Raw genomic sequence first — 19,678 nt, 5'->3', positions numbered from 1 at the left:
GTGCCCGAACGGTCCCGGACCTCACCCGCGGCGGTGTCGGCCGGAGACCGGCCCCGACGTCCGTCACCCTCAGACTGCCTCGCGCCGTTGTCGTGCGCGAGCCGTAGTCTGGGGCCCATGCAGACCTCGGCGGACCGGCACGAGTACCCAGCCCACTGGGAGGCCGACGTGGTGCTGCGCGACGGCGGGACCGCACGCATCAGGCCCATCACCGTCGATGACGCCGAGCGCCTGGTCAGCTTCTACGAGCAGGTGTCGGACGAGTCGAAGTACTACCGCTTCTTCGCGCCGTATCCGCGGCTCTCCGCAAAGGACGTCCACCGCTTCACCCACCACGACTTTGTGGACAGGGTGGGGCTCGCGGCCACGGTGGGCGGCGAGTTCATCGCAACAGTACGCTACGACCGGATCGACGCCGACGGGATGCCCGCCTCGGTGCCCGCCGACGAGGCCGAGGTCGCCTTCCTCGTGCAGGACGCCCACCAGGGCCGGGGCGTCGCCTCCGCGCTGCTCGAACACATCGCCGCGGTGGCCCGCGAGCGCGCCATCCGCCGCTTCGCCGCCGAGGTGCTGCCCGCCAACAACAAGATGATCAAGGTGTTCACGGACGCCGGCTACACCCAGAAGCGCAGCTTCGAGGACGGCGTCGTACGCCTGGAGTTCGACCTCGAACCCACCGACCGGTCCCTCGCCGTGCAGCGCGCGCGGGAGCAGCGGGCCGAGGCCCGCTCCGTGCAGCGGCTGCTCGCCCCCGGTTCGGTGGCCGTCATCGGTGCCGGGCGCACACCCGGCGGGGTCGGCCGCAGCGTCCTCGACAACCTCCGCCAGGCCGGCTTCACCGGACGCCTGCACGCCGTGAACGCGGCGCTCCAGGAGAAGGAGCTCGACGGGGTCCCCGCCCACCGCTCCGTGAGGGACATCACCGAACCCGTCGACCTCGCCGTCGTCGCCGTGCCCGCCGAGCAGGTCCCCGGGGTCGTGACGGAATGCGGGGAGCACGGTGTGCAGGGGCTCGTGGTGGTCTCCGCCGGGTACGCGGAGAGCGGCCCCGAGGGACGCGAGCGCCAGCGCGAACTCGTGCGGCACGCGCGCACGTACGGGATGCGCATCATCGGTCCGAACGCCTTCGGCGTCATCAACACGTCGCCCGACGTGCGTCTGAACGCGTCGCTCGCCCCGCAGATGCCCCGCCCCGGACGCATCGGCCTGTTCGCGCAGTCCGGCGCCATCGGCATCGCCCTGCTGTCCCGGCTGCACCGGCGCGGCGGCGGCGTCACGGGCGTCACCGGTGTGTCGACCTTCGTCTCCTCCGGGAACCGGGCGGACGTCTCCGGCAACGACGTACTGCAGTACTGGTACGACGACCCGGACACCGACGTCGCCCTGATGTACCTGGAGTCCATCGGCAACCCGCGCAAGTTCACCCGCCTCGCGCGGCGGACGGCGGCGGTGAAGCCGCTGGTCGTGGTCCAGGGGGCGCGGCACGGCGGGACGGCACCCCAGGGACACGCCGTACGGGCCACCCGGCTGCCGCACGCCACCGTCTCCGCGCTGCTGCGCCAGGCCGGAGTGATCCGGGTGGACACGATCACCGAACTCGTCGACGCGGGCCTGCTGCTGGCCCGCCAGCCGCTTCCCCGGGGACCCCGCGTGGCGATCCTCGGGAACTCCGAGTCGCTGGGGCTGCTGACGTACGACGCGTGTCTCGCCGAAGGGCTCCGGCCGCTGCCGCCGAGGGACCTGACCACGGCGGCCTCGGCGGAGGACTTCCACCGGGCCCTGTCGCGGGCCCTCGCCGACGACGGCTGCGACGCCGTCGTCGTGACGGCCATACCGGCGGTGGGGGAGACCCAGGCGGCCGACGCGGCCCTCGCCGAGGCGCTCCGCTCCTCCGCCCTGGAAGCCCCGGCGAAGCCGGTGCTCGTGGTGCACGTCGAACTGGGCGGACTCGCCGAAGCGCTGTCCGCCGCCGCGAGCACCGCCCCGCAGGCCCCCGGGACGGCGACCGGCGCGACACCCGGCGCCCGCTTCCACCCCTCGGACGCCTCGCCCGCCGCGGAGCGCGCCGAACCCGCGCCGGACTCCCGGCTCATCCCCGCCTACCCCGCCGCCGAACGCGCCGTCCGCGCCCTCGCCGAAGCCGTCAAGTACGCCCAGTGGCGCCTGGACGCCGGCGAGCCCGGCAAGGTGCCCGAGTACGAGGACATCGACGAGAAGGGCGCGGCCCGGCTGATCGACGACCTCCTCGCGCGCGGGGAGGGCCTGACCCTGGGGGGCGAGCAGACGGCGGCGCTGCTCGGGCGGTACGGCATCGACGTGCACCACGCCCTGCCCGCCCCCACCCCGGACGACGCCGTGGCGGCCGCGCGGACCATCGGATACCCCGTGGCTCTCAAGACCACCGCCCCGCATCTGCGCCACCGCGCCGACCTCGGCGGCGTGCGCCTGGACGTGGCGGACGAGGAACAGCTGCGCCGGGCGTACACGGAGCTGACCGAGCTGTTCGGGCCGCCGACGGTGTTGCGCCCGGTCGTGCAGGGCATGGCGCCGCGCGGTGTCGACACGGTCGTCCGCGCGGTGATCGACCCGGCCGCCGGGGCGGTGCTCTCCTTCGGGCTCTCCGGGGCCGCCTCCGAACTGCTCGGGGACACCGCGCACCGGCTGGTCCCGGTCACCGACCGGGACGCGGCCTCCCTGGTCCGGTCGATCAGGACGGCACCGCTCCTGTTCGGCTGGCGGGGCTCCGCGCCGGTCGACACGGCGGCCCTCGAAGAGCTCATGCTGCGGGTCTCCCGGCTGGTCGACGACCATCCGGAGGTCGTCGCGGTCTCGCTGGAGCCGGTGGTGGTCGCCCCGGCCGGCCTGAGCGTCCTGGGTGCCACGGTACGGCTGGCCCGTGCCCCGCTCCGGGACGACCTCGGTCCCCGGACCCTGCCCGTGGTCTGAGCCGTCCGGGCCGTCCCCGCCGTCCGGGCCGCCCAGGCCGTCCCGCTGTCCGGGATCCCCGAAGGGGACGTCTCCGTGACGGCGGGCGGTCCCGGTCCGGACGCCCGCCGTCACCCGAGCGGTGCCGTCGGCGGTCTGACCGGCCCGGACGCCCGGGGCCGCCCCGCGCGCCCCGCCCGTCCCGTCCGTAGCGCCCGCGCGGCGGCCCCCGCCGTGCCCGCGTCCGGCCGGCCGCCTCGCGCGGTTCGGTCTGATCCGTCCACGACAGACCCGTGCGAGCGGTGCCTCGCAGTCAGTGGGCCCCCGTAGGATGGACGACATGGCCAAGACCAGTACGACGACCCAGGGGCTGCGAGCGGCGATCGAGCGCAGCGGCTACTACCCGGCCCTCGTGGCCGAGGCGGTGGAGGCCGCGATCGGCGGCGACACCATCCGGTCGTACCTGGTCCACCAGGAGACGACGTTCGACGCGAACGAGGTGCGGCGGCACGTCACCGTGCTGGTCCTCACCGGCAACCGTTTCATCGTGAGCCACACCGACGAGCAGAACGCGGACACCACGTCCCCGACCCCGTACGCCACGACCTCGACGGAGTCGGTCAAGCTCGGACGGATCTCCTCGGTCGTCGTGAGCCGTGTCGTCGCGAACCCCGAGTCGTACACGCCCGGCACGCTGCCCCGGGAAGTGGTCCTGACCATCGGCTGGGGCGCGGTCTCCCGCATCGACCTGGAGCCGGCCGCCTGCGGTGACCCCAACTGCGAGGCGGATCACGGCTACACCGGCAACTCGACGGCGGACGACCTGAGCCTGCGGGTGAGCGAGGCGGGGGACGGTCCGGAGACCGTCCGCCAGGCCCTCGCCTTCGCGCAGTCCCTCTCCGAGGCGACCGCGGACGTCGCCCGCTGATGGCCCTGCCCACCTGGGACCACCCGGAACCGCTCGCCGTCGACTCCGCCCCCGTTCCCGAGTACGGCGCCGGTTCGCTGGCCGATCTGCTGCCCACGCTCGCCGCCGGCATGTCCGTGCCCGGTGCGACCGCCGCCATGACCGAATTGACCGCGGCCGACCGGAACTGCGTGTTCCTGATCGACGGTCTCGGCTGGGAGCAGCTCAAGGCTCACCCGGACGAGGCACCCTTCATGACGTCGCTCCTCGCGTCCTCGCGCGGCGGCACCGGACGTCCGATCACCGCCGGCTACCCGGCCACCACCGCGACCTCGCTCGCCTCCGTGGGCACCGGCCTGCCCCCGGGCGCCCACGGCCTGCCCGGCTACACCGCGCGCAACCCCGCCACCGGCGAGCTGATGAACCAGCTCCGCTGGAACCCGTGGACCGAGCCGCGCGCCTGGCAGCCCTACCCCACGATCTTCCAGCTGGCCGACGCGGCCGGTGTGCACACCGCCCAGGTCTCCTCGCCGACCTTCCAGAACACGCCGCTGACGAAGATCGCGCTGAGCGGCGGGACGTTCCACGGCCGGCTGTCCGGCGAGGAACGCGTGGACCTCGCCGCCGAGCAACTGGCCGCCGGTGACCGCTCCCTGGTCTACACGTACTACGCGGAGGTGGACGGCAAGGGCCACCGCTTCGGCGTCGACTCCGATCCCTGGCGCGGCCAGCTCATGTACGTCGACCGGCTGGTCCAGCGCCTCGCGGAGCAGTTGCCGCCGCGCTCGGCGCTGTACGTCACGGCCGACCACGGCATGATCGACATCCCGTTCGACGAGCAGCACCGCATCGACTTCGACGAGGACTGGGAGCTGCGCGCCGGGGTCGCCCTGCTGGGCGGCGAGGGCCGCGCCCGCCACGTGTACGCGGTCCCCGGGGCCGAGGCGGACGTGCTGACCTGCTGGCGCGAGGTCCTGGGCGAGCAGTTCTGGGTCGCCTCCCGCGACGAGGCGATCGAGGCGGGCTGGTTCGGTCCCCGGGTCGACGAGCGGGTGTACGGCCGGCTGGGCGACGTCATCGCCGCCGCCCGGGACGACGTCCTGATCATCGCGTCCGAGCGGGAGCCGAAGGAGTCGCTGATGGTCGGCAACCACGGCTCGATGACCCCGGCCGAGCAACTGGTGCCCCTCCTCCAAGTACGCTCCTGACGCCCCACCCTTCTTTCCCCCTTGCCGAAAGGTGCTCAACTCTCCATGCCCGAGCTGGTGTTCTTCTCCGGAACGATGGACTGCGGGAAGTCCACGCTGGCTCTCCAGATCGAGCACAACCGCTCGGCGCGGGGCTTGCAGGGCATGATCTTCACGCGTGACGACCGCGCCGGCGAGGGCAAGCTCTCCTCGCGCCTCGGTCTGGTCACCGACGCGGTCGAGGTGGCGGACGACCAGGACCTGTACGCGTATCTGGTGGACCACCTCTCGCAGGGCGGCCGGGCGGACTACGTGATCGCGGACGAGGCGCAGTTCCTGGCCCCCGCGCAGATCGACCAACTGGCCCGTGTGGTGGACGACCTGGATGTCGACGTCTTCGCCTTCGGGATCACCACCGACTTCCGCTCCAAGCTCTTCCCGGGCTCCCAGCGCCTCGTCGAGCTGGCGGACCGGGTCGAGGTCCTCCAGGTCGAGGCCCTGTGCTGGTGCGGCGCCCGCGCCACGCACAACGCCCGCACCGTGGGCGGCGAGATGGTCGTCGAAGGCGCCCAGGTCGTCGTCGGCGACGTCAACCAGCCCGAGAACATCGGCTACGAGGTCCTGTGCCGCCGGCACCACCGGCGCCGTATGACGGCCGCCACGGCCCGCGCGAGCGCCCTGTCCCCCGACGTCCTGCCGATCGCCTCGGCCTGAGGCCCGTTTCCGGGAGCGGTTCCCGAAGGTCCGGCCCCGAGCCCGGTGCTCGTCCCGGTGTCCTCCGTCCGGCCCGGTGCCGGGCCGCCGGAGCACCGGGCCGGACGGCTCGCGGAATCAGGTGACGGTACGGATCAGCGAGAAGACCGCGCCCTCCGGGTCCGCCACCGTCGCCACGCGGCCGTACGGGGAGTCGTGCGCCGCCCGCAGGAGACGCCCGCCCAGTTCCGTGACGCGGCGGACGGCGCCGTCCACTTCGGCGGCCTCGAAGTACGTCAGCCAGTGCGGGCCCCGGTCGCGCGGCAGGGCGTTCCCGACGCCGTGGACGCCGGCCACCGGCCGGCCGTCGATGCGCAGGGCCACATGATCGAAGTCGGCCGAGACGGCCGGTTCCAGTTCGTAGCCGAAGACCCCCTCGTAGAACTTGACGACGCTCTCGGTGTCGCGCGTCACGAGCTCGTTCCACGCCGGGGTGCCGGGCACGCCGGTGATCCCCGTGCCCGGCCGGGCCACCCCCTGCCAGATGCCGAAGACGGCGCCCGACGGGTCGGAGGCGATCGCCAGGCGGCCGGCCCCGGCGTCCAGCGGGCCCACGCCCACGGTTCCGCCGCTGTGCCGTACCGTCTCGGCGGTCCGGTCCACGTCGGCCGAGGCGAAGTAGGGCGTCCACGCGACCGGCAGGTGCCGGTCCGGCGGCAACTGGCCGATCCCGGCCACCTCGTGGCCGTCGAGAAGCGCCCACGCGTAGGAGCCGGTCCGCGGGGGACGGGGCTGGAACTCCCAGCCGAACAGTGTTCCGTAGAAGTCCTGGGTCGCGGCCGTCTCATGCGTCATCAGGCTCACCCAGCAGGGTGACCCGGGCGTGTGCCGGGCGTGCGTGGTGCCGTTCGGGTCGGCCGATTCCCGTGCCTCGGTCATCGTCACTCTCTTCTCGGCCCCTCGCGGTGGCCGGTCACCTTCCGCCTGCGAACACGCGTACCCGGTCGCGTCCGTGCACGCCCCGTGCCGATGCCCGCACCACCGGTCATGCCGTGCGTCCCGTCCGTGCCGCCGTCGAGCTGTGCGGGACGGGGGACGTCCGATCCGCCGTCCGTCGCGGAGCGATCGCCGTGTGGTGGCCATCAGTTGTACAGCATGTGCCCGATCCCATACGTCCGGTGATCGGGGCCGCACGGCGGAGCAGAGTAGCCCGACACGGTCGAAGCGGCCACCCCGTGCGCGAGGATGGGGTCATGAACGCCATCATCACGGCACCCGAACTCGCCAGTGACCTGGCCGGGCCGAACCCGCCGGTGCTCCTCGACGTCCGCTGGCGGTTGGGCGGTCCCAACCTGCGCTCCGAGTACGAGAACGCGCACATCCCCGGTGCCGTCTTCGTCGACCTGGACTCCGAACTCGCTGGTCCGGCCGGTGCGGCGGGCCGGCATCCGCTCCCCGACCCCGAGCTCTTCGGCGCGGCGATGCGGGCCGCGGGAGTGTCCGAGAACCGTGACGTCGTCGTGTACGACGGCGGGCAGGGCTGGGCCGCCGCGCGCGCCTGGTGGCTGCTGGGCTATTCGGGTCACCCCTCGGTACGCGTGCTTGACGGCGGGTTCGCCGCCTGGAGCGGACCGGTGTCCTCGGAGATCCCCTCACCCGCGCCCGGGACGTTCGTGCCGACGGCCGGTGCCCGGCCGTCGCTCGACGCGGACGGTGCGGCCGCGCTCGCCCGCACCGGGCTGCTGCTGGACGCCCGCGCGGGGGAGCGGTACCGGGGCGAGGTCGAGCCGATCGATCCGGTCGGCGGTCACATCCCGGGTGCCGTCTCCGCGCCCACCTCCGAGAACGTCACGGAGGACGGACGGTTCCTGCCGTCGGCCGAACTCGCCGACCGCTTCAAGTCCTTCGGCGTGACACCGGCGACCGAGGTCGGCGTCTACTGCGGCTCCGGGGTCTCGGGCGCCCATGAGGTGCTGGCCCTCGCCGTGGCCGGGGTTCCCGCGGCGCTGTACGTGGGTTCGTGGTCGGAGTGGTCCCGGGACGGAGACCGCCCCGTCGCGGTGGGCCCCGACCCGCAGTGACGCCTGCGGCGTCACTCGCGCCGACGCGCACGGCGACGGGTCCCGCACCGATCCGGTGCGGGACCCGTCGCCGTGACTCCGGTCAGTCCTGCTTCTTCCGCCGCGTGCCGAAGACGATCTCGTCCCAGCTCGGGACGGCCGCCCTGCGGCCCGGACGGACCCCGTCGGCCTCGGCCTGGCGGTCGGTCGCCCCGACGAGCCGGTCGCGGTGACTGCCCACCGAGCGGGGCATGAGCACGTCCGCGTACGCGGAACCGGCACCCGCCGAGGCCGCGGGAGCCGGGGGCTCCTCCTCCTCGGACTCCGGTGCGGGCTCCTCGGCGTCGGTCCGCTCGGCGGGGGCGGGCCGTTCGGGCACCACCATGTCGCCCCGGAAGCTGGGCACCGCCTCCAGGAGACTGGTCAGCGAGTCCCGGTCCTCGGTCTCCTCGGCCGGTTCCGGGGAGGCCGGGGGCAGGCTCGGACGCTCCGACTGCCGGTCCAGGGCGCGATCCAGCGGACGGTCGCGGGGCAGCCGTGCGATCCGCGGCACGAACGGGAAGCTCGGCTCGGGCGCCGCGAGGTCGTCGGACTCGCCGATCAGCGAGCGCGCCTCGGCGTCGACGGCCTGGACGAGCCGCCGGGGCGGGTCGTAGGTCCAGCTCGCGGCGTGCGGTTCGCCCGCGACGCGGTAGACCAGCAGGACTTCCCAGGTGCCGTCGTCACGGCGCCAGGAGTCCCACTGGACGGTGTCCTTCTCGGCACCCCGGATCAGCAGCCGCTCCTGGACGGCCTCGCCGAGCTGGGGACCGGCGTTCTCCCCGGGACGGCGCACGGGAGTCTTCCGGGCGCGCTCGGCCATGAAGGCGCGCTCGGCCAGCACGGGTCCCTCGAAACGGCGTACGCGGTCGACGGGGATGCCGGCGAGCTGGGCGACTTCCTCCGCGGAGGCGCCGGCGCGTATACGCGCCTGGATGTCACGGGGGCGGAGATGGCTCTCCACCTCGATCTCGATCTGGCCGAGGCGGGGACGGTCGCCGCGTACGGCGGCGCGCAGCCGCTCGTCGATCGGAAGCGTGTATTCCGTACTGTCCGCAGCCTTCAGCACCAGCCGTGTGCCGTCGTTAGAGACGGCCACGACACGCAGTTCGGGCATGGGGACCTCCCGGGTGGTGCCTGCCGACGTCACGTGCGTCGCTGCTTCCGCTAGTCGAGTGTGGCCTGCCCGGGTGCAGCCTGCCACAACCTTGCCGAGTTGCCCGGCGTGTCGGGCGCGGGCCCGGGGTTGCCGTTATGGCACGGTTACCTATTCGCAACGCTAAGTGACGAACTCCATCACCCTGTGCAACGAGCCCCCCTCCCGGTGGTCCTGCAGGCCCCGGACACCCTGGCGGGAGTCCGGACCCAGGGCTCGCAACAGTACTCCATTCGGGCCACATGCGTGGATCGGCACGCGGCCCAACTTCTGGCGAGGGGTGCCAGTTGGCCGATCCGGACGTCCTTTCGGTGGGTGTCGGGCGTGGCGCACTTCACGTAATCGGCAGAAACGGAACCAATCGTTTCGCCCGTACGTCCCTTTCTCGTACGATCGGTCGATCAAGTACGGGAAAGGCAGGCAAGGTCCGGGAATGCGTGAGAAGCCGGATGTCGGCGGCGAGCAGCCGGGTGCCGACGTGGAACCGAGGAAGAGGCGACTGGACCTGAGCGTCCCTCAGGTGGCGGGGAGCGCGGTCGCCGCGGTGGTCGCGGCGAAACTCGCGTCCTACTTCGGCGTCTACGGGACGATCCTGGGCGCCGGGCTGGTCAGCGTGGTCGCCACCTGCGGGGGGACGCTCTTCCAGCACTTCTTCAGGCGCACCGGCGAACAGATCCGTGACGTGACGGTGCCGGCGAGACCGAAGCCCCGGCCGCTGCCCGGTCCTCTTGGCGAGTTCACCGAAGGGACCGTCTACCGCGCGCGGGTCAAGAGCTGGAAGAGGCCGCTGGTCGCGACCGCTCTCGTCTTCGGCGTCACGATGGCCGGAATCACCACGTACGAGACGGTCTCGGGGCGGAGCTTCAGCGGCGACGGCGCGAGCACGACGGTCGGCGACGCCTTCAAGGGGCACACCGCGGGCTCGGGGAGCTCGGGGTCCGGTACGGCACCGTCGACCGGGTCCTCGCCGTCCTCGCCGTCCGTTTCCCGGGAGGAGCCGACGCCGTCCGCCGACGGTGCCGGCTCGGCCGGCACGGGCGACGGCGGCGGTGCCGACGACGGCGCGACCGCCGTGCCGACCCCGGGGGACGGCGCGTCCTCGGCGCCGGAGGCCGGGGACGGGACCCCGGCTCCCGCACCCAGCGCGACCGTCACGGCCCCAGAATCCTCCGCAGGTAGTCATTCGCGAAGCGCCGGTCCGGATCGAGTCGATCCCGCAGCGCGGTGAACTCGCCGAAGCGCGGATAGACCCGGGAGAAGTACTCCGCGTCGCGGGTGTGCACCTTGCCCCAGTGCGGTCGGCCCTCGTGCGCGGTGAAGATCCGCTCGGCCGCGGTGAAGTACGCCTGATAGGGGGTGCCCCTGAACATGTGGACGGCGATGTACGCGCTCTCCCGCCCGGACGCCGTCGAGAGGGTGATGTCGTCGGCGGGAGCCGTCCGCACCTCCACGGGGAAACTGACCCGCAGGGTCGAACTGTCGACCATCGACTTCAGCTCGCGCAGCGTCTCGACGAGGGCCTCGCGCGGAACCGCGTACTCCATCTCCACGAACCGCACGCGGCGGGGAGAGGTGAAGACCTTGTACGGGATGTCGGTGTAGGTCCGGGCGGACAGCGCGCGGCTGGAGATCCCGGCGATCGAGGGGATGGCGGCGGGAACGGCCCGGCCGAGCAGATTGGCCACCTGGAAGGCGCCGTTGGAGAGGAACTCGTCCTCGATCCAGCCGCGGACGGGGCCCACCGGGTTCTCGGGACCGGCGCTGCGGTTGTTGCGCTTGGTGTTGCAGTTCCCGGTGTGGGGGAACCAGTAGAACTCGAAGTGCTCGTTCTCGGTGAAGAGTTCCTCGAAATCGGTCATGACCTTGTCGAAACTCATCGGCTCCTCGCGGGCCGTGAGCAGGAAGAGGGGCTCCACGGAGAAGGTGATCGCGGTGACGATCCCCAGGGCGCCGATGCCTATGCGGGCCGACGCGAAGATCTCCGGGTTCTCGCTCTCGGAGCAGGTCAGCACCGACCCGTCCGCCGTCACCAGTTCGAGCCCCTTGATCTGCGCGGCGATCGAGGCGGAGTCGCGCCCGGTGCCGTGGGTTCCGGTGCTGGTCGCCCCCGAGACCGTCTGCTCCATGATGTCGCCCATGTTCGTGAGCGACAGACCCTCGCGCGCGAGAGCCGTGTTGAGCCTCTTGAGCGGGGTGCCCGCCTCGACCGTGACCGTCATGGCCGTACGGTCGATCTTGCGGATCCCGGTCAACAGCTGAGGCCGGATCAACACGCCGTCGGTCGCGGCGGCGGCCGTGAAGGAGTGCCCGGTGCCGACGGCCTTCACCGTCAGACCGTCCTCGGCCGCCTTGCGCACGGCGGCGGAGAGTTCGTCCACCGAGGCAGGGGTGACCTCCCGTGCGGGAAGGGCGGTGACGTTTCCCGCCCAGTTACGCCACGTGCCGCTCTTCTCGCTCACTGCGGTGCTCATGAGACCCTCCCCGCTGCAGAACCGGCCTGCTGAGCCGGCGGTACCCGAGGAAACCGACCGCGACCGCGACGGCCCCGGACACCGCCGGAACCCCGTACCCGGCTTTCGCGCCGGCGGAGTCGATCACCCAGCCGGCCACGGAGGAGCCGAGCGCGACCCCGACCGCGAGTCCTGTGCTCACCCAGGTCATGCCTTCGGTCAATTTCGCGCGAGGTACGTGCTGCTCGATGAGGGACATCGTCGTGATCATCGTGGGAGCGATGGACAGGCCCGCAACGAACAGCGCCACGGCCAGGAACGGCAAGTTTCCGACCAGTAGGAGGGGGATCATACTCACGGCCATCGCGCATATGCCCAGCAGCCACCTTCCTTCCGCGGCCCCCTTGAAGTGCAGCAGTCCGAAGACGGCTCCCGCGAGGCAGGAGCCCGCCGCGTAGAGGGCCAGGACGACGCTCGCGGCGCCCTTGTGGCCCTGCTCCTCGGCGAACGCGACGGTGACCACGTCGACGGCTCCGAAGATCGCCCCGGTCGCCACGAACGTGGCCACGAGGACCTGGAGTCCGGCCGAGCGGAGCGCCGAGCCGCCGCTGTGCTGTTCGCGCGGGTGCGGCCGGGGCTCGGTGGCGCGCTGGGAGGTCAGCCAGAAGACCCCGGCCGTCAGGAAGCAGGCGGCGAGCAGCGGTCCGGCCTCCGGGAACCACACCGTGGACAGGCCGATGGAGATGATCGGCCCGAAGATGAAGCAGATCTCGTCCACCACGGACTCCAGGGAGTACGCGGTGTGCAGCTGCGGGGTGCCTCCGTAGAGCGCCGCCCAGCGGGCCCGGATCATCGCGCCGATGCTCGGGACGGAGCCGATGCCGGCCGCGCACGCGAACAGGACCCAGTCCGGCCACCCGAAGTGCGCGGCGAGCAGCAGCCCCCCGGCGGCCGTGAGCGCGAAGAGCGTCACCGGGCGCAGGACCCGCCGCTGACCGTGCAGGTCCACCAGTCGCGAGACCTGCGGGCCCATCGCCGCGGCCGCCAGCGCGATGGTCGCCGACAGGGCGCCCGCGAGGCCGTAGCGCCCGGTCAGCTGGGAGATCATCGTGACGACGCCGATGCCCATCATGGACAGCGGCATCCGGCCGAGCAGGCCCGCGGCGGAGAAGCTCTTGGAACCGGGGGCGGCGAACAGGGCGCGGTAGGGGCTGGGCACGCGGGTCTCCGTCGGCTCGGCTCGGCCGGGCCCCTCCCCGGCACGGCGGGCGGCCCGAACATCGGTAAGGCATGTAGCTGGCCTATACAGCTTACTGGTTAGGTAACCCTAATACAGCCCCCCGATGCGGCCCCCGTGTCCGTCCCGCCGCCGGGTGCGGGCCGTGTCCGTCCAGGTCGGGCGACAGCCGTGCGCCGCGCCGCCGTCGCCCGCCCGCCGCCCCGCCGGTTCTCGACCGCCGGTGACGGGTGGCAGGATCGGACACATGCCAGAAGCGCTCGATGCCACCCCCTACGACGCCCTGCTCCTGCTCTCCTTCGGCGGTCCGGAAGGCCCGGACGAAGTGGTCCCGTTCCTGGAGAACGTGACGCGGGGCAGGGGTATCCCGAAGGAACGGCTCAAGGAGGTCGGGCAGCACTACTTCCTGTTCGACGGGATCAGTCCCATCAACGACCAGAACCGCACCCTGCTCGACGCGCTGCGCAAGGACTTCGCCGAGCACGGTCTGGACCTGCCGGTCTACTGGGGCAACCGCAACTGGGCGCCGTACCTCACCGACACCCTGCGCGAGATGGCCGCGGACGGGCGGCGCAGGATCCTGGTGCTGGCCACCAGCGCGTACGCCTCGTACTCGGGCTGCCGTCAGTACCGAGAGGATCTGGCGGGGGCCCTGGCCGTGCTGGAGGGGGAGGGGCTCGGGCTGCCGCGGGTCGACAAGCTGCGGCACTACTTCAACCATCCCGGGTTCGTGGAGCCGATGACCGAGGGCGTCCTGAGGTCGCTCGCCGAGCTGCCCGAGGAGGTCCGGGAGGGCGCGCACCTGGTGTTCACCACGCACTCGATCCCGGTCGCCGCGGCGGACACCTCCGGCCCGGCCGAGGGGCACGGGGACGGCGGCGCGTACGTCCGGCAGCATCTGGACGTGGCCCGGCTGATCGCGGAGGCGGTGCGCGAGGAGACCGGCACCGACCGCCCGTGGAAGCTCGTGTACCAGTCGCGCTCCGGGGCCCCGCACGTCCCGTGGCTGGAGCCGGACGTCTGCGACCACCTGGAGGAGCTGCACGGGGCGGGGGCCCCGGCGGCGGTGATGGTGCCGATCGGGTTCGTCTCGGACCACATGGAGGTCCTGTACGACCTGGACACCGAGGCGCGGGTGAAGGCGGAGGAGCTGGGGCTGCCGGTGCGCCGTTCGGCCACGGTGGGCTCCGATCCCCGGTTCGCCGCGGCGGTCCGTGATCTGGTGCTGGAGCGCGCCGCGGCCGAGAGCGGCCGCCGGGTGACACGGTGTGCCCTGGGCGCGCTGGGCGCGAGTCACGACCTGTGCCCCGTGGGCTGCTGCCCGGCCCGCACGCCCAAGCCCGCCGCCGCGGGCACCGACAGTCCCTACGCATGAGGAGCCACGTGACCGACCCCCTGCACACCGAACTCCTCCAGCTCGCGCACGAGGCCGCCCGCCGCGCCGGCGAGCTGCTGCGCGACGGCCGCCCGGCGGACCTCGCGGTCGCCGCCACCAAGTCCAGTCCGATCGACGTCGTCACCGAGATGGACCTCGCCGCCGAGAAGCTGATCACCGCGCTGATCGCCGAGCACCGCCCCCACGACGGCCTCCTCGGCGAGGAGGGCGCCGCCACCGAGGGCACCAGCGGGGTGCGGTGGATCGTCGACCCGCTCGACGGCACGGTCAACTACCTGTACGGGCTGCCGACCTGGGCGGTGTCCATCGCGGCCCAGCAGGACGGCGAGACCGTCGTCGGCGTGGTGGCCGCGCCCATGCGCGGCGAGACGTACCACGCGGTCCGCGGCCGGGGTGCCCGGGCCTCCGGGGCATGGGTCGGCGAACGCCGGCTGGCCTGCCGCCCGTCCCCGCCGCTCGACCAGGCCCTCGTCTCGACCGGCTTCAACTACGTCACCGCGGTCAAGACCCACCAGGCCGACGTGGCCCAGCGACTGATCCCGCTGGTGCGCGACATCCGGCGCTCCGGCTCGGCGGCGATCGACCTGTGCGACGTCGCGGCCGGCCGTCTCGACGGCTACTACGAGCGCGGTCTGCACCCCTGGGACCTCGCGGCGGGGGACCTGATCGCCCGGGAAGCGGGTGCGGTGACCGGTGGACGCCCCGGAGAGCGCCCCACGGGTGAGCTCGCGGTGGCTGCCTCCCCCGGCGTCTTCGAGCCCCTCCAGCGGCTTCTGGAGGACTTCGGCGCCTGGCACGACTGACGGCCCGCCCGGAGGAACGGCCGACGGCGGACGGCCGTCGGCCAGGACGCGCGACAGCCAGGACGTGCGACGGCGGAGCGCGACAACGGAACGGGGCCCCGGTGCTGGATCGACACCGGGGCCCCGCTCTCGTTCACGTGCTGATCAGACGCGTGTGGCGCCGACCTCCACACCGTGCTCCGCGGCAAGGCGGTGCAGGTCGTCCAGCTCGGCCTGCTCGACCTCCGCGAGGAAGTCGTCGCCTGTCTCGCGAGCCCGCGTCAGGTCGGACTCGGTCGTCCTTATGCGCTGCAGAAGTCCTGTGGTGAAAGCGTCCATGCTGCGCCCCCTCGTCCTGGGTCGTGGGTCGGGTGGCACGGGGGTGTGCCGATGGAAAGGGGCGATCACGTCTCCGAATGGGGTGCCCAGCGCTGCCCGGGCTGGGCGGCGACGGTGCCGGACACCCACGCCCGCCCTGCGGAAGCGTTGGACGTACCACAATGTGGCTTGCCACATGCAGAGCGTGATCGCGGGGTGTAAAGCCGTCCTCCCCCAGCTCTCCAGCGCGGAAACCTCACCCGACGAGAAAATCCCGCCTTCCCGGTCCTCCGGGCACGCCTCCTCGGGCCTCCCTTGCCTTACAGCCGGTTTATGGCCGAAACGGGCAGGATGGAGCTCTCACCCGTGACGGACCTGCCTGCGTGGTGCGCTCGAACGCGCCCCCGCCGGTGGACAGAGGAAGGACAAGCGACGTGCGTGTACTCGTCGTCGAGGACGAGCAGCTGCTCGCCGATGCGGTGGCCACCGGACTGCGCCGGGAGGCCATGGCCGTCGACGTCGTGTACGACGGCGCGGCCGCGCTCGAGCGCATCGGGGTCAACGACTACGACGTGGTCGTCCTCGACCGCGACCTCCCGCTCGTGCACGGCGACGACGTCTGCCGGAAGATCGTCGAACTCGGCATGCCCACGCGCGTGCTGATGCTGACCGCGTCCGGCGACGTCAGCGACCGTGTCGAGGGCCTGGAGATCGGTGCCGACGACTACCTCCCCAAGCCGTTCGCGTTCAGCGAGCTGACCGCGCGCGTGCGTGCCCTCGGACGCCGTACGAGCGTGCCGCTGCCGCCGGTCCTGGAACGTGCCGGGATCAAGCTCGACCCCAATCGCCGTGAGGTCTTCCGCGACGGCAAGGAGGTCCAGCTCGCCCCCAAGGAGTTCGCCGTCCTGGAGGTGCTGCTGCGCAGCGAGGGCGCCGTGGTCTCCGCGGAGCAGCTCCTGGAGAAGGCCTGGGACGAGAACACGGACCCGTTCACGAACGTCGTGCGCGTGACCGTCATGACGCTGCGCCGCAAGCTCGGCGAGCCCGCCGTGATCGTCACCGTGCCCGGCTCCGGTTACAGGATCTGATCCGCCGTGACCACCACCCCCGCGCCGCCCGCGGCGCCTCCGAAGCCCACCTGGGACCCGAGAAGGGCGGAGCCGCCCTTCCCCTGGCTGCGCCCCACCATCCGCATACGGCTCACGCTGCTGTACGGCGGCATGTTCCTGATCGCCGGCATCATGCTGCTGTCGATCATCTACCTGCTCGCGGCCCAGGCGCTGAACGTCGGCAGCGAACTCCCCTTCAAGATCATTTCCGGGCAGGTCGGCAGCAGTACCTGCAATCTCCCGAGGGAGCCGTCCGCGGACGAGCTCAACAGCGCGATGGCCGCCTGCGTGAACCAGCAGCGCCAGCACGCCCTCGACGACCTGCTCAGCCGCTCCCTGCTGGCCCTGCTCGGCCTCGCGGTCATCGCCTTCGCGTTCGGCTACGCGATGGCGGGCCGCGTCCTCTCGCCGCTCGGCCACATCACCCGCACCGCGCGCGCGGTGGCCGGCTCCGACCTGTCCCGGCGGATCGAGCTGGACGGCCCGGACGACGAGCTGAAGGAGCTCGCGGACACCTTCGACGACATGCTGGAGCGGTTGCAGCGGGCCTTCACCGCCCAGCAGCGGTTCGTCGGCAACGCCTCGCACGAACTGCGCACGCCCCTCGCGATCAACCGCACGCTCCTGGAGGTGCACCTCTCGGGCCCCGGGGTGCCCTCGGAGATGCAGCAGCTCGGCAAGACGCTGCTCGCCACGAACGAGCGCAGCGAGCAGCTCGTCGAGGGACTGCTGCTGCTCGCCCGCAGCGACAACCAGATCGTCGAACGCAAACCGGTGGACCTCGCCGAGGTCGCCTCGCAGGCCATCGACCAGGTGCACGCCGAGGCGGAGGCCAAGGGCGTGGAGATCCGCGGGCGGCGGGCCCCGGTGGTCGTCCAGGGCAACGGCGTCCTCCTGGAGCGGATCGCCCTGAACCTCGTCCAGAACGCCGTCCGGTACAACGTGCCGCAGGACGGCTGGGTGGAGGTCACGACCGACACGGAGCACGGCCGGGCGGTCCTGGAGGTGTCGAACACGGGGCCGGTCGTTCCCGCGTACGAGGTCGACAATCTTTTCGAGCCCTTCCGGCGGTTGCGCACGGAGCGCACGGGCAGTGACAAGGGCGTGGGTCTCGGCCTGTCGATCGTCCGGTCGGTGGCCCGCGCGCACGGGGGGCACATCGTCGCCCAGCCCCGTGAAGGAGGGGGGCTCGTGATGCGCGTCACCCTCCCTGTCTGAGAGCATGTCGCGACACGCGGCGATGTTCGCTTTGCGCGGAATTTTCGGATCACCCATCCGAGTGACCCGTGTGTGATCGATCACAAAAGCGATTTTCGGTCCATCTACTCTCCGTGATCATGTGGACAGCCGGAAAGCCGGGAAAATCCGGGTTTTCGGGGGTCCTGATCACGGGAAGTACACGGTGGGGCGCCTTTGAAGTGCAGCCTTGGGACCGTGTACGGTCCGCATCGCCATCCAAGCCGATCACTCTTCATGAGTCCGGTTGGGTGTCGATTGAGTAACAGACCTTGATGTGAGGCAAAATCTCCGCCTCGGGTCGGGCACAAGTCCGGCCTCTCACGCGTTACGTGCGCTGGAGACACCGCAGACACCCAGAGGGGGAGAGCGACAATGGCAACGGATTACGACACCCCGCGCAAGACCGACGACGACGTCGACTCGGACAGCCTTGAAGAACTGAAGGCTCGCCGTAACGACAAGTCGACCTCGTCCGTCGACGTAGATGAGTTCGAGGCCGCGGAAGGCCTGGAGCTGCCCGGTGCGGACCTCTCGAACGAGGAGCTGGCCGTCCGGGTGCTGCCCAAGCAGCAGGACGAGTTCACCTGCATGAGCTGCTTCCTGGTGCACCACCGCAGCCAGCTGGCCCGCGAGAAGAACGGTCAGCCGATCTGCCGCGACTGCGACTGAGGCAGGGTCGGCCGTGACCGGCTCGACCCCACCTTGGAAGCGCCGCTTCCCCTTCCGGGCGGCGGACGAAGGGCTCCTCGAGGGCTCTGAAGGCGTGCGTGACGACGAGCGGGGCTCTTCCGGACAGGGATCAGCCTCGCTCGACCGACCGGGCGCCACAGACGGCCTGACGGCCCCCACGGACACTTCCTCGACCGCAGCGAGGCGTCGTCGCGTGGAGGCTGTCCGGGACGGGGTCAGGAGGGGCGTCACGAGGAGTGGCGTCCGGGCCAGGGCGGGCCTGGCGTATGTCACCGACCGCATCATCGACATCGCCCCGCGGGTTCCCGTACGGGACCTGGCCACCCTCCGCAGACAGTTCCCGGGCCTGGGCCCCGAGGAGATCGCGGACAAGCTCGTCGCGGGCGCCGCCGCCGCGACGTCAACCGTCGGCGCCGGGATCGGCGCTGCCGCGATGCTGCCGGTGCCGCCCGCCATCCCCACGGAGCTGGCCGCGGAGATCACCGCCGTCGCCGCGATCGAGCTGAAGCTGATCGCCGAACTCCACGAGGTCTACGGCCTGCGTCCGCAGGGCAACCTCAGACAGCGCAGCACGGCCTACCTGCACTCCTGGTCGGGCGAGCGCGGTATCGACGTGGCCAGGCCCCTGACGATCAATGCCGCGCTGGGTGGCCAGATGAAGCGCGAGCTGCGCCAGCAGATCATGAAGCGAACGGTCCGGGACCTGCCCAATCTGATGCCGTTCATGGTCGGAGCGGCTGTGGGGGCGGTGATGAACCGCCGCGACACCAGACGCGTGGCGGGCCACGTCCGCAAGGACCTGCGCAAGATGCAGGTGCCGTGGGACGCGCTCCCGGAACTGCCACCGCTGGAGAAGCCGACGGATCCGGTGCGGATCGGAGAGATTCCCACGGACCTGGGGCACTGAGGCCGTGCGCGCGGCCGGCTCCGGCGGGCGGAACCCGCGCGAGGCGAGGGACCCGTGCCGTGCCCCGCGTCCGTGGTGCGTCCGGGCCCGGGGCGGCTGCCTCAGCCGCTCTCCGCGGACCGGGCCGACTCCCGCGCCGTCTCCAGGGCGGCGGCCAGGCGCTCCGGCTCCCGTGTCGACAGGTACAGATAGGGCGTCGGGTCCGCGGGGTCCGTGACCTGGACGCGCAGCGCCGTGGGGATGTACGAGCGCAGGAGCATGAAGGCGCGGGTGTCGGCCTTGTAGGTGCGCCAGGCGCGCGCCTCCTCCGGGTCCATGACCTCCGTGCCGCCGAGGGCCGAGACCGGGATCCGGGCGTCCCCGGCGATCAGGGAGTCACCGACCACGCGGATGCGGATCGAGCCGTACGCGCTGGCCGCGACCGCGGCGACCGCGGTGCCGCCGACGAGCGCTCCGAGCATCGGCAGCGTGCCGAACGGAAGGAAGACCAGGGCCAGCGCGAGCCCGACCAGGAAGCTGATCACCCACCACGACCGCGGCGCGGTGAGGCGTTCTTCGTACGGGGAGGCGGAGAGCTGCATGA

At 72.1% G+C, this 19,678-nt stretch carries 18 protein-coding genes; 12 read left to right on the top strand and 6 right to left on the bottom strand.

Translation table 11 applies throughout. The features are described 5' to 3' along the window. Positions 1 to 117: 117 nt before the first annotated feature. The 4 genes from CW362_RS13115 (at position 118) to CW362_RS13100 (ending at position 5,733) form a co-directional block, all read left to right on the top strand. On the top strand, positions 118 to 2,946 hold the full coding sequence (locus CW362_RS13115) for a bifunctional acetate--CoA ligase family protein/GNAT family N-acetyltransferase (RefSeq protein WP_103549605.1): 2,829 nt from the start codon (positions 118 to 120) through the stop codon (positions 2,944 to 2,946). A 319-nt stretch (positions 2,947 to 3,265) separates the two neighbouring features. Then, positions 3,266 to 3,853 carry a DUF5998 family protein gene (locus CW362_RS13110; RefSeq protein ID WP_206300944.1) on the top strand — a complete coding sequence of 196 codons (588 nt, stop codon included), beginning with the start codon at positions 3,266 to 3,268 and terminating at the stop codon, positions 3,851 to 3,853. Next, positions 3,853 to 5,040 (top strand): alkaline phosphatase family protein, encoded by a 1,188-nt coding sequence (locus CW362_RS13105; protein ID WP_103549603.1) that lies wholly within the window; start codon positions 3,853 to 3,855, stop codon positions 5,038 to 5,040. Before CW362_RS13110 ends, CW362_RS13105 begins: the two co-directional genes overlap by 1 nt. Before the next feature lie 45 nt (positions 5,041 to 5,085). Next, positions 5,086 to 5,733 (top strand): thymidine kinase, encoded by a 648-nt coding sequence (locus CW362_RS13100; RefSeq protein WP_103549602.1) that lies wholly within the window; start codon positions 5,086 to 5,088, stop codon positions 5,731 to 5,733. Positions 5,734 to 5,850: 117 nt separating this feature from the next. Here the strand turns inward: CW362_RS13100 and CW362_RS13095 are convergent, their stop codons facing one another. Further along, on the bottom strand, positions 5,851 to 6,651 hold the full coding sequence (locus tag CW362_RS13095) for a VOC family protein (protein ID WP_103549647.1): 801 nt from the start codon (positions 6,649 to 6,651) through the stop codon (positions 5,851 to 5,853). A 314-nt stretch (positions 6,652 to 6,965) separates the two neighbouring features. Between CW362_RS13095 and CW362_RS13090 the strand changes: the two genes are divergently transcribed. Then, positions 6,966 to 7,793, top strand: coding sequence for a sulfurtransferase (locus tag CW362_RS13090; RefSeq protein WP_103549601.1), 828 nt, complete (start codon positions 6,966 to 6,968; stop codon positions 7,791 to 7,793). A gap of 82 nt (positions 7,794 to 7,875) precedes the next feature. On the opposite strand, the gene sepH is transcribed toward CW362_RS13090, so the two are convergent. Beyond that, positions 7,876 to 8,928, bottom strand: coding sequence for a septation protein SepH (gene sepH / locus CW362_RS13085; protein ID WP_103549600.1), 1,053 nt, complete (start codon positions 8,926 to 8,928; stop codon positions 7,876 to 7,878). 472 nt (positions 8,929 to 9,400) lie between these two features. Between sepH and CW362_RS13080 the strand changes: the two genes are divergently transcribed. Then, positions 9,401 to 10,195, top strand: a complete 795-nt coding sequence (locus tag CW362_RS13080; RefSeq protein WP_103549599.1) for a hypothetical protein — start codon at positions 9,401 to 9,403, stop codon at positions 10,193 to 10,195. Here CW362_RS13080 and CW362_RS13075 read toward each other — a convergent pair. Both CW362_RS13075 and CW362_RS13070 read right to left on the bottom strand, forming a co-directional pair. After that, complete coding sequence (locus tag CW362_RS13075; RefSeq protein ID WP_103549598.1) at positions 10,119 to 11,438, bottom strand: D-arabinono-1,4-lactone oxidase; 1,320 nt, start codon at positions 11,436 to 11,438, stop codon at positions 10,119 to 10,121. The genes CW362_RS13080 and CW362_RS13075 overlap by 77 nt on opposite strands. Continuing rightward, on the bottom strand, positions 11,398 to 12,636 hold the full coding sequence (locus CW362_RS13070; RefSeq protein ID WP_103549597.1) for an MFS transporter: 1,239 nt from the start codon (positions 12,634 to 12,636) through the stop codon (positions 11,398 to 11,400). The genes CW362_RS13075 and CW362_RS13070 overlap by 41 nt, the downstream gene beginning before the upstream one ends. Before the next feature lie 265 nt (positions 12,637 to 12,901). On the opposite strand from CW362_RS13070, the gene CW362_RS13065 reads away from it, so the two are divergent. Together CW362_RS13065 and CW362_RS13060 are read left to right on the top strand one after the other, a co-directional pair. Then, positions 12,902 to 14,029, top strand: a complete 1,128-nt coding sequence (locus CW362_RS13065) for a ferrochelatase (protein ID WP_103549596.1) — start codon at positions 12,902 to 12,904, stop codon at positions 14,027 to 14,029. 8 nt (positions 14,030 to 14,037) lie between these two features. Further along, positions 14,038 to 14,853 (top strand): inositol monophosphatase family protein, encoded by an 816-nt coding sequence (locus tag CW362_RS13060; RefSeq protein ID WP_103549595.1) that lies wholly within the window; start codon positions 14,038 to 14,040, stop codon positions 14,851 to 14,853. Positions 14,854 to 14,997: 144 nt separating this feature from the next. Here CW362_RS13060 and CW362_RS43750 read toward each other — a convergent pair whose 3' ends face one another. After that, positions 14,998 to 15,171, bottom strand: a complete 174-nt coding sequence (locus CW362_RS43750; protein WP_167455614.1) for a hypothetical protein — start codon at positions 15,169 to 15,171, stop codon at positions 14,998 to 15,000. Positions 15,172 to 15,584: 413 nt separating this feature from the next. On the opposite strand from CW362_RS43750, the gene CW362_RS13055 reads away from it, so the two are divergent. The 4 genes from CW362_RS13055 to CW362_RS13040 all read left to right on the top strand — a co-directional run bounded on the left by CW362_RS13055 (position 15,585) and on the right by CW362_RS13040 (position 19,095). Then, entirely contained in the window at positions 15,585 to 16,238 is a 654-nt protein-coding gene (locus tag CW362_RS13055; protein WP_103549594.1) for a response regulator transcription factor, read from the top strand. 6 nt (positions 16,239 to 16,244) lie between these two features. Next, positions 16,245 to 17,477: a sensor histidine kinase gene (locus tag CW362_RS13050; protein WP_103549593.1), complete on the top strand. Its 1,233-nt coding sequence runs from the start codon at positions 16,245 to 16,247 to the stop codon at positions 17,475 to 17,477. A 393-nt stretch (positions 17,478 to 17,870) separates the two neighbouring features. After that, positions 17,871 to 18,167 (top strand): DUF4193 domain-containing protein, encoded by a 297-nt coding sequence (locus tag CW362_RS13045; RefSeq protein ID WP_003997302.1) that lies wholly within the window; start codon positions 17,871 to 17,873, stop codon positions 18,165 to 18,167. A 13-nt stretch (positions 18,168 to 18,180) separates the two neighbouring features. Then, positions 18,181 to 19,095: a hypothetical protein gene (locus CW362_RS13040; RefSeq protein ID WP_167455613.1), complete on the top strand. Its 915-nt coding sequence runs from the start codon at positions 18,181 to 18,183 to the stop codon at positions 19,093 to 19,095. A 101-nt stretch (positions 19,096 to 19,196) separates the two neighbouring features. Here the strand turns inward: CW362_RS13040 and CW362_RS13035 are convergent, their stop codons facing one another. Continuing rightward, a complete protein-coding gene (locus CW362_RS13035) occupies positions 19,197 to 19,676 on the bottom strand; it encodes a DUF3093 domain-containing protein (RefSeq protein ID WP_103549591.1) in 480 nt (159 codons plus the stop codon). Between the last annotated feature and the right edge of the window lie 2 nt (positions 19,677 to 19,678).

Source organism: Streptomyces populi (assembly GCF_002911015.1).
In the GTDB taxonomy this organism is placed as follows: Bacteria; Actinomycetota; Actinomycetes; order Streptomycetales; family Streptomycetaceae; genus Streptomyces; species Streptomyces populi.
This window is presented reverse-complemented; position numbering and strand designations above follow the sequence as displayed.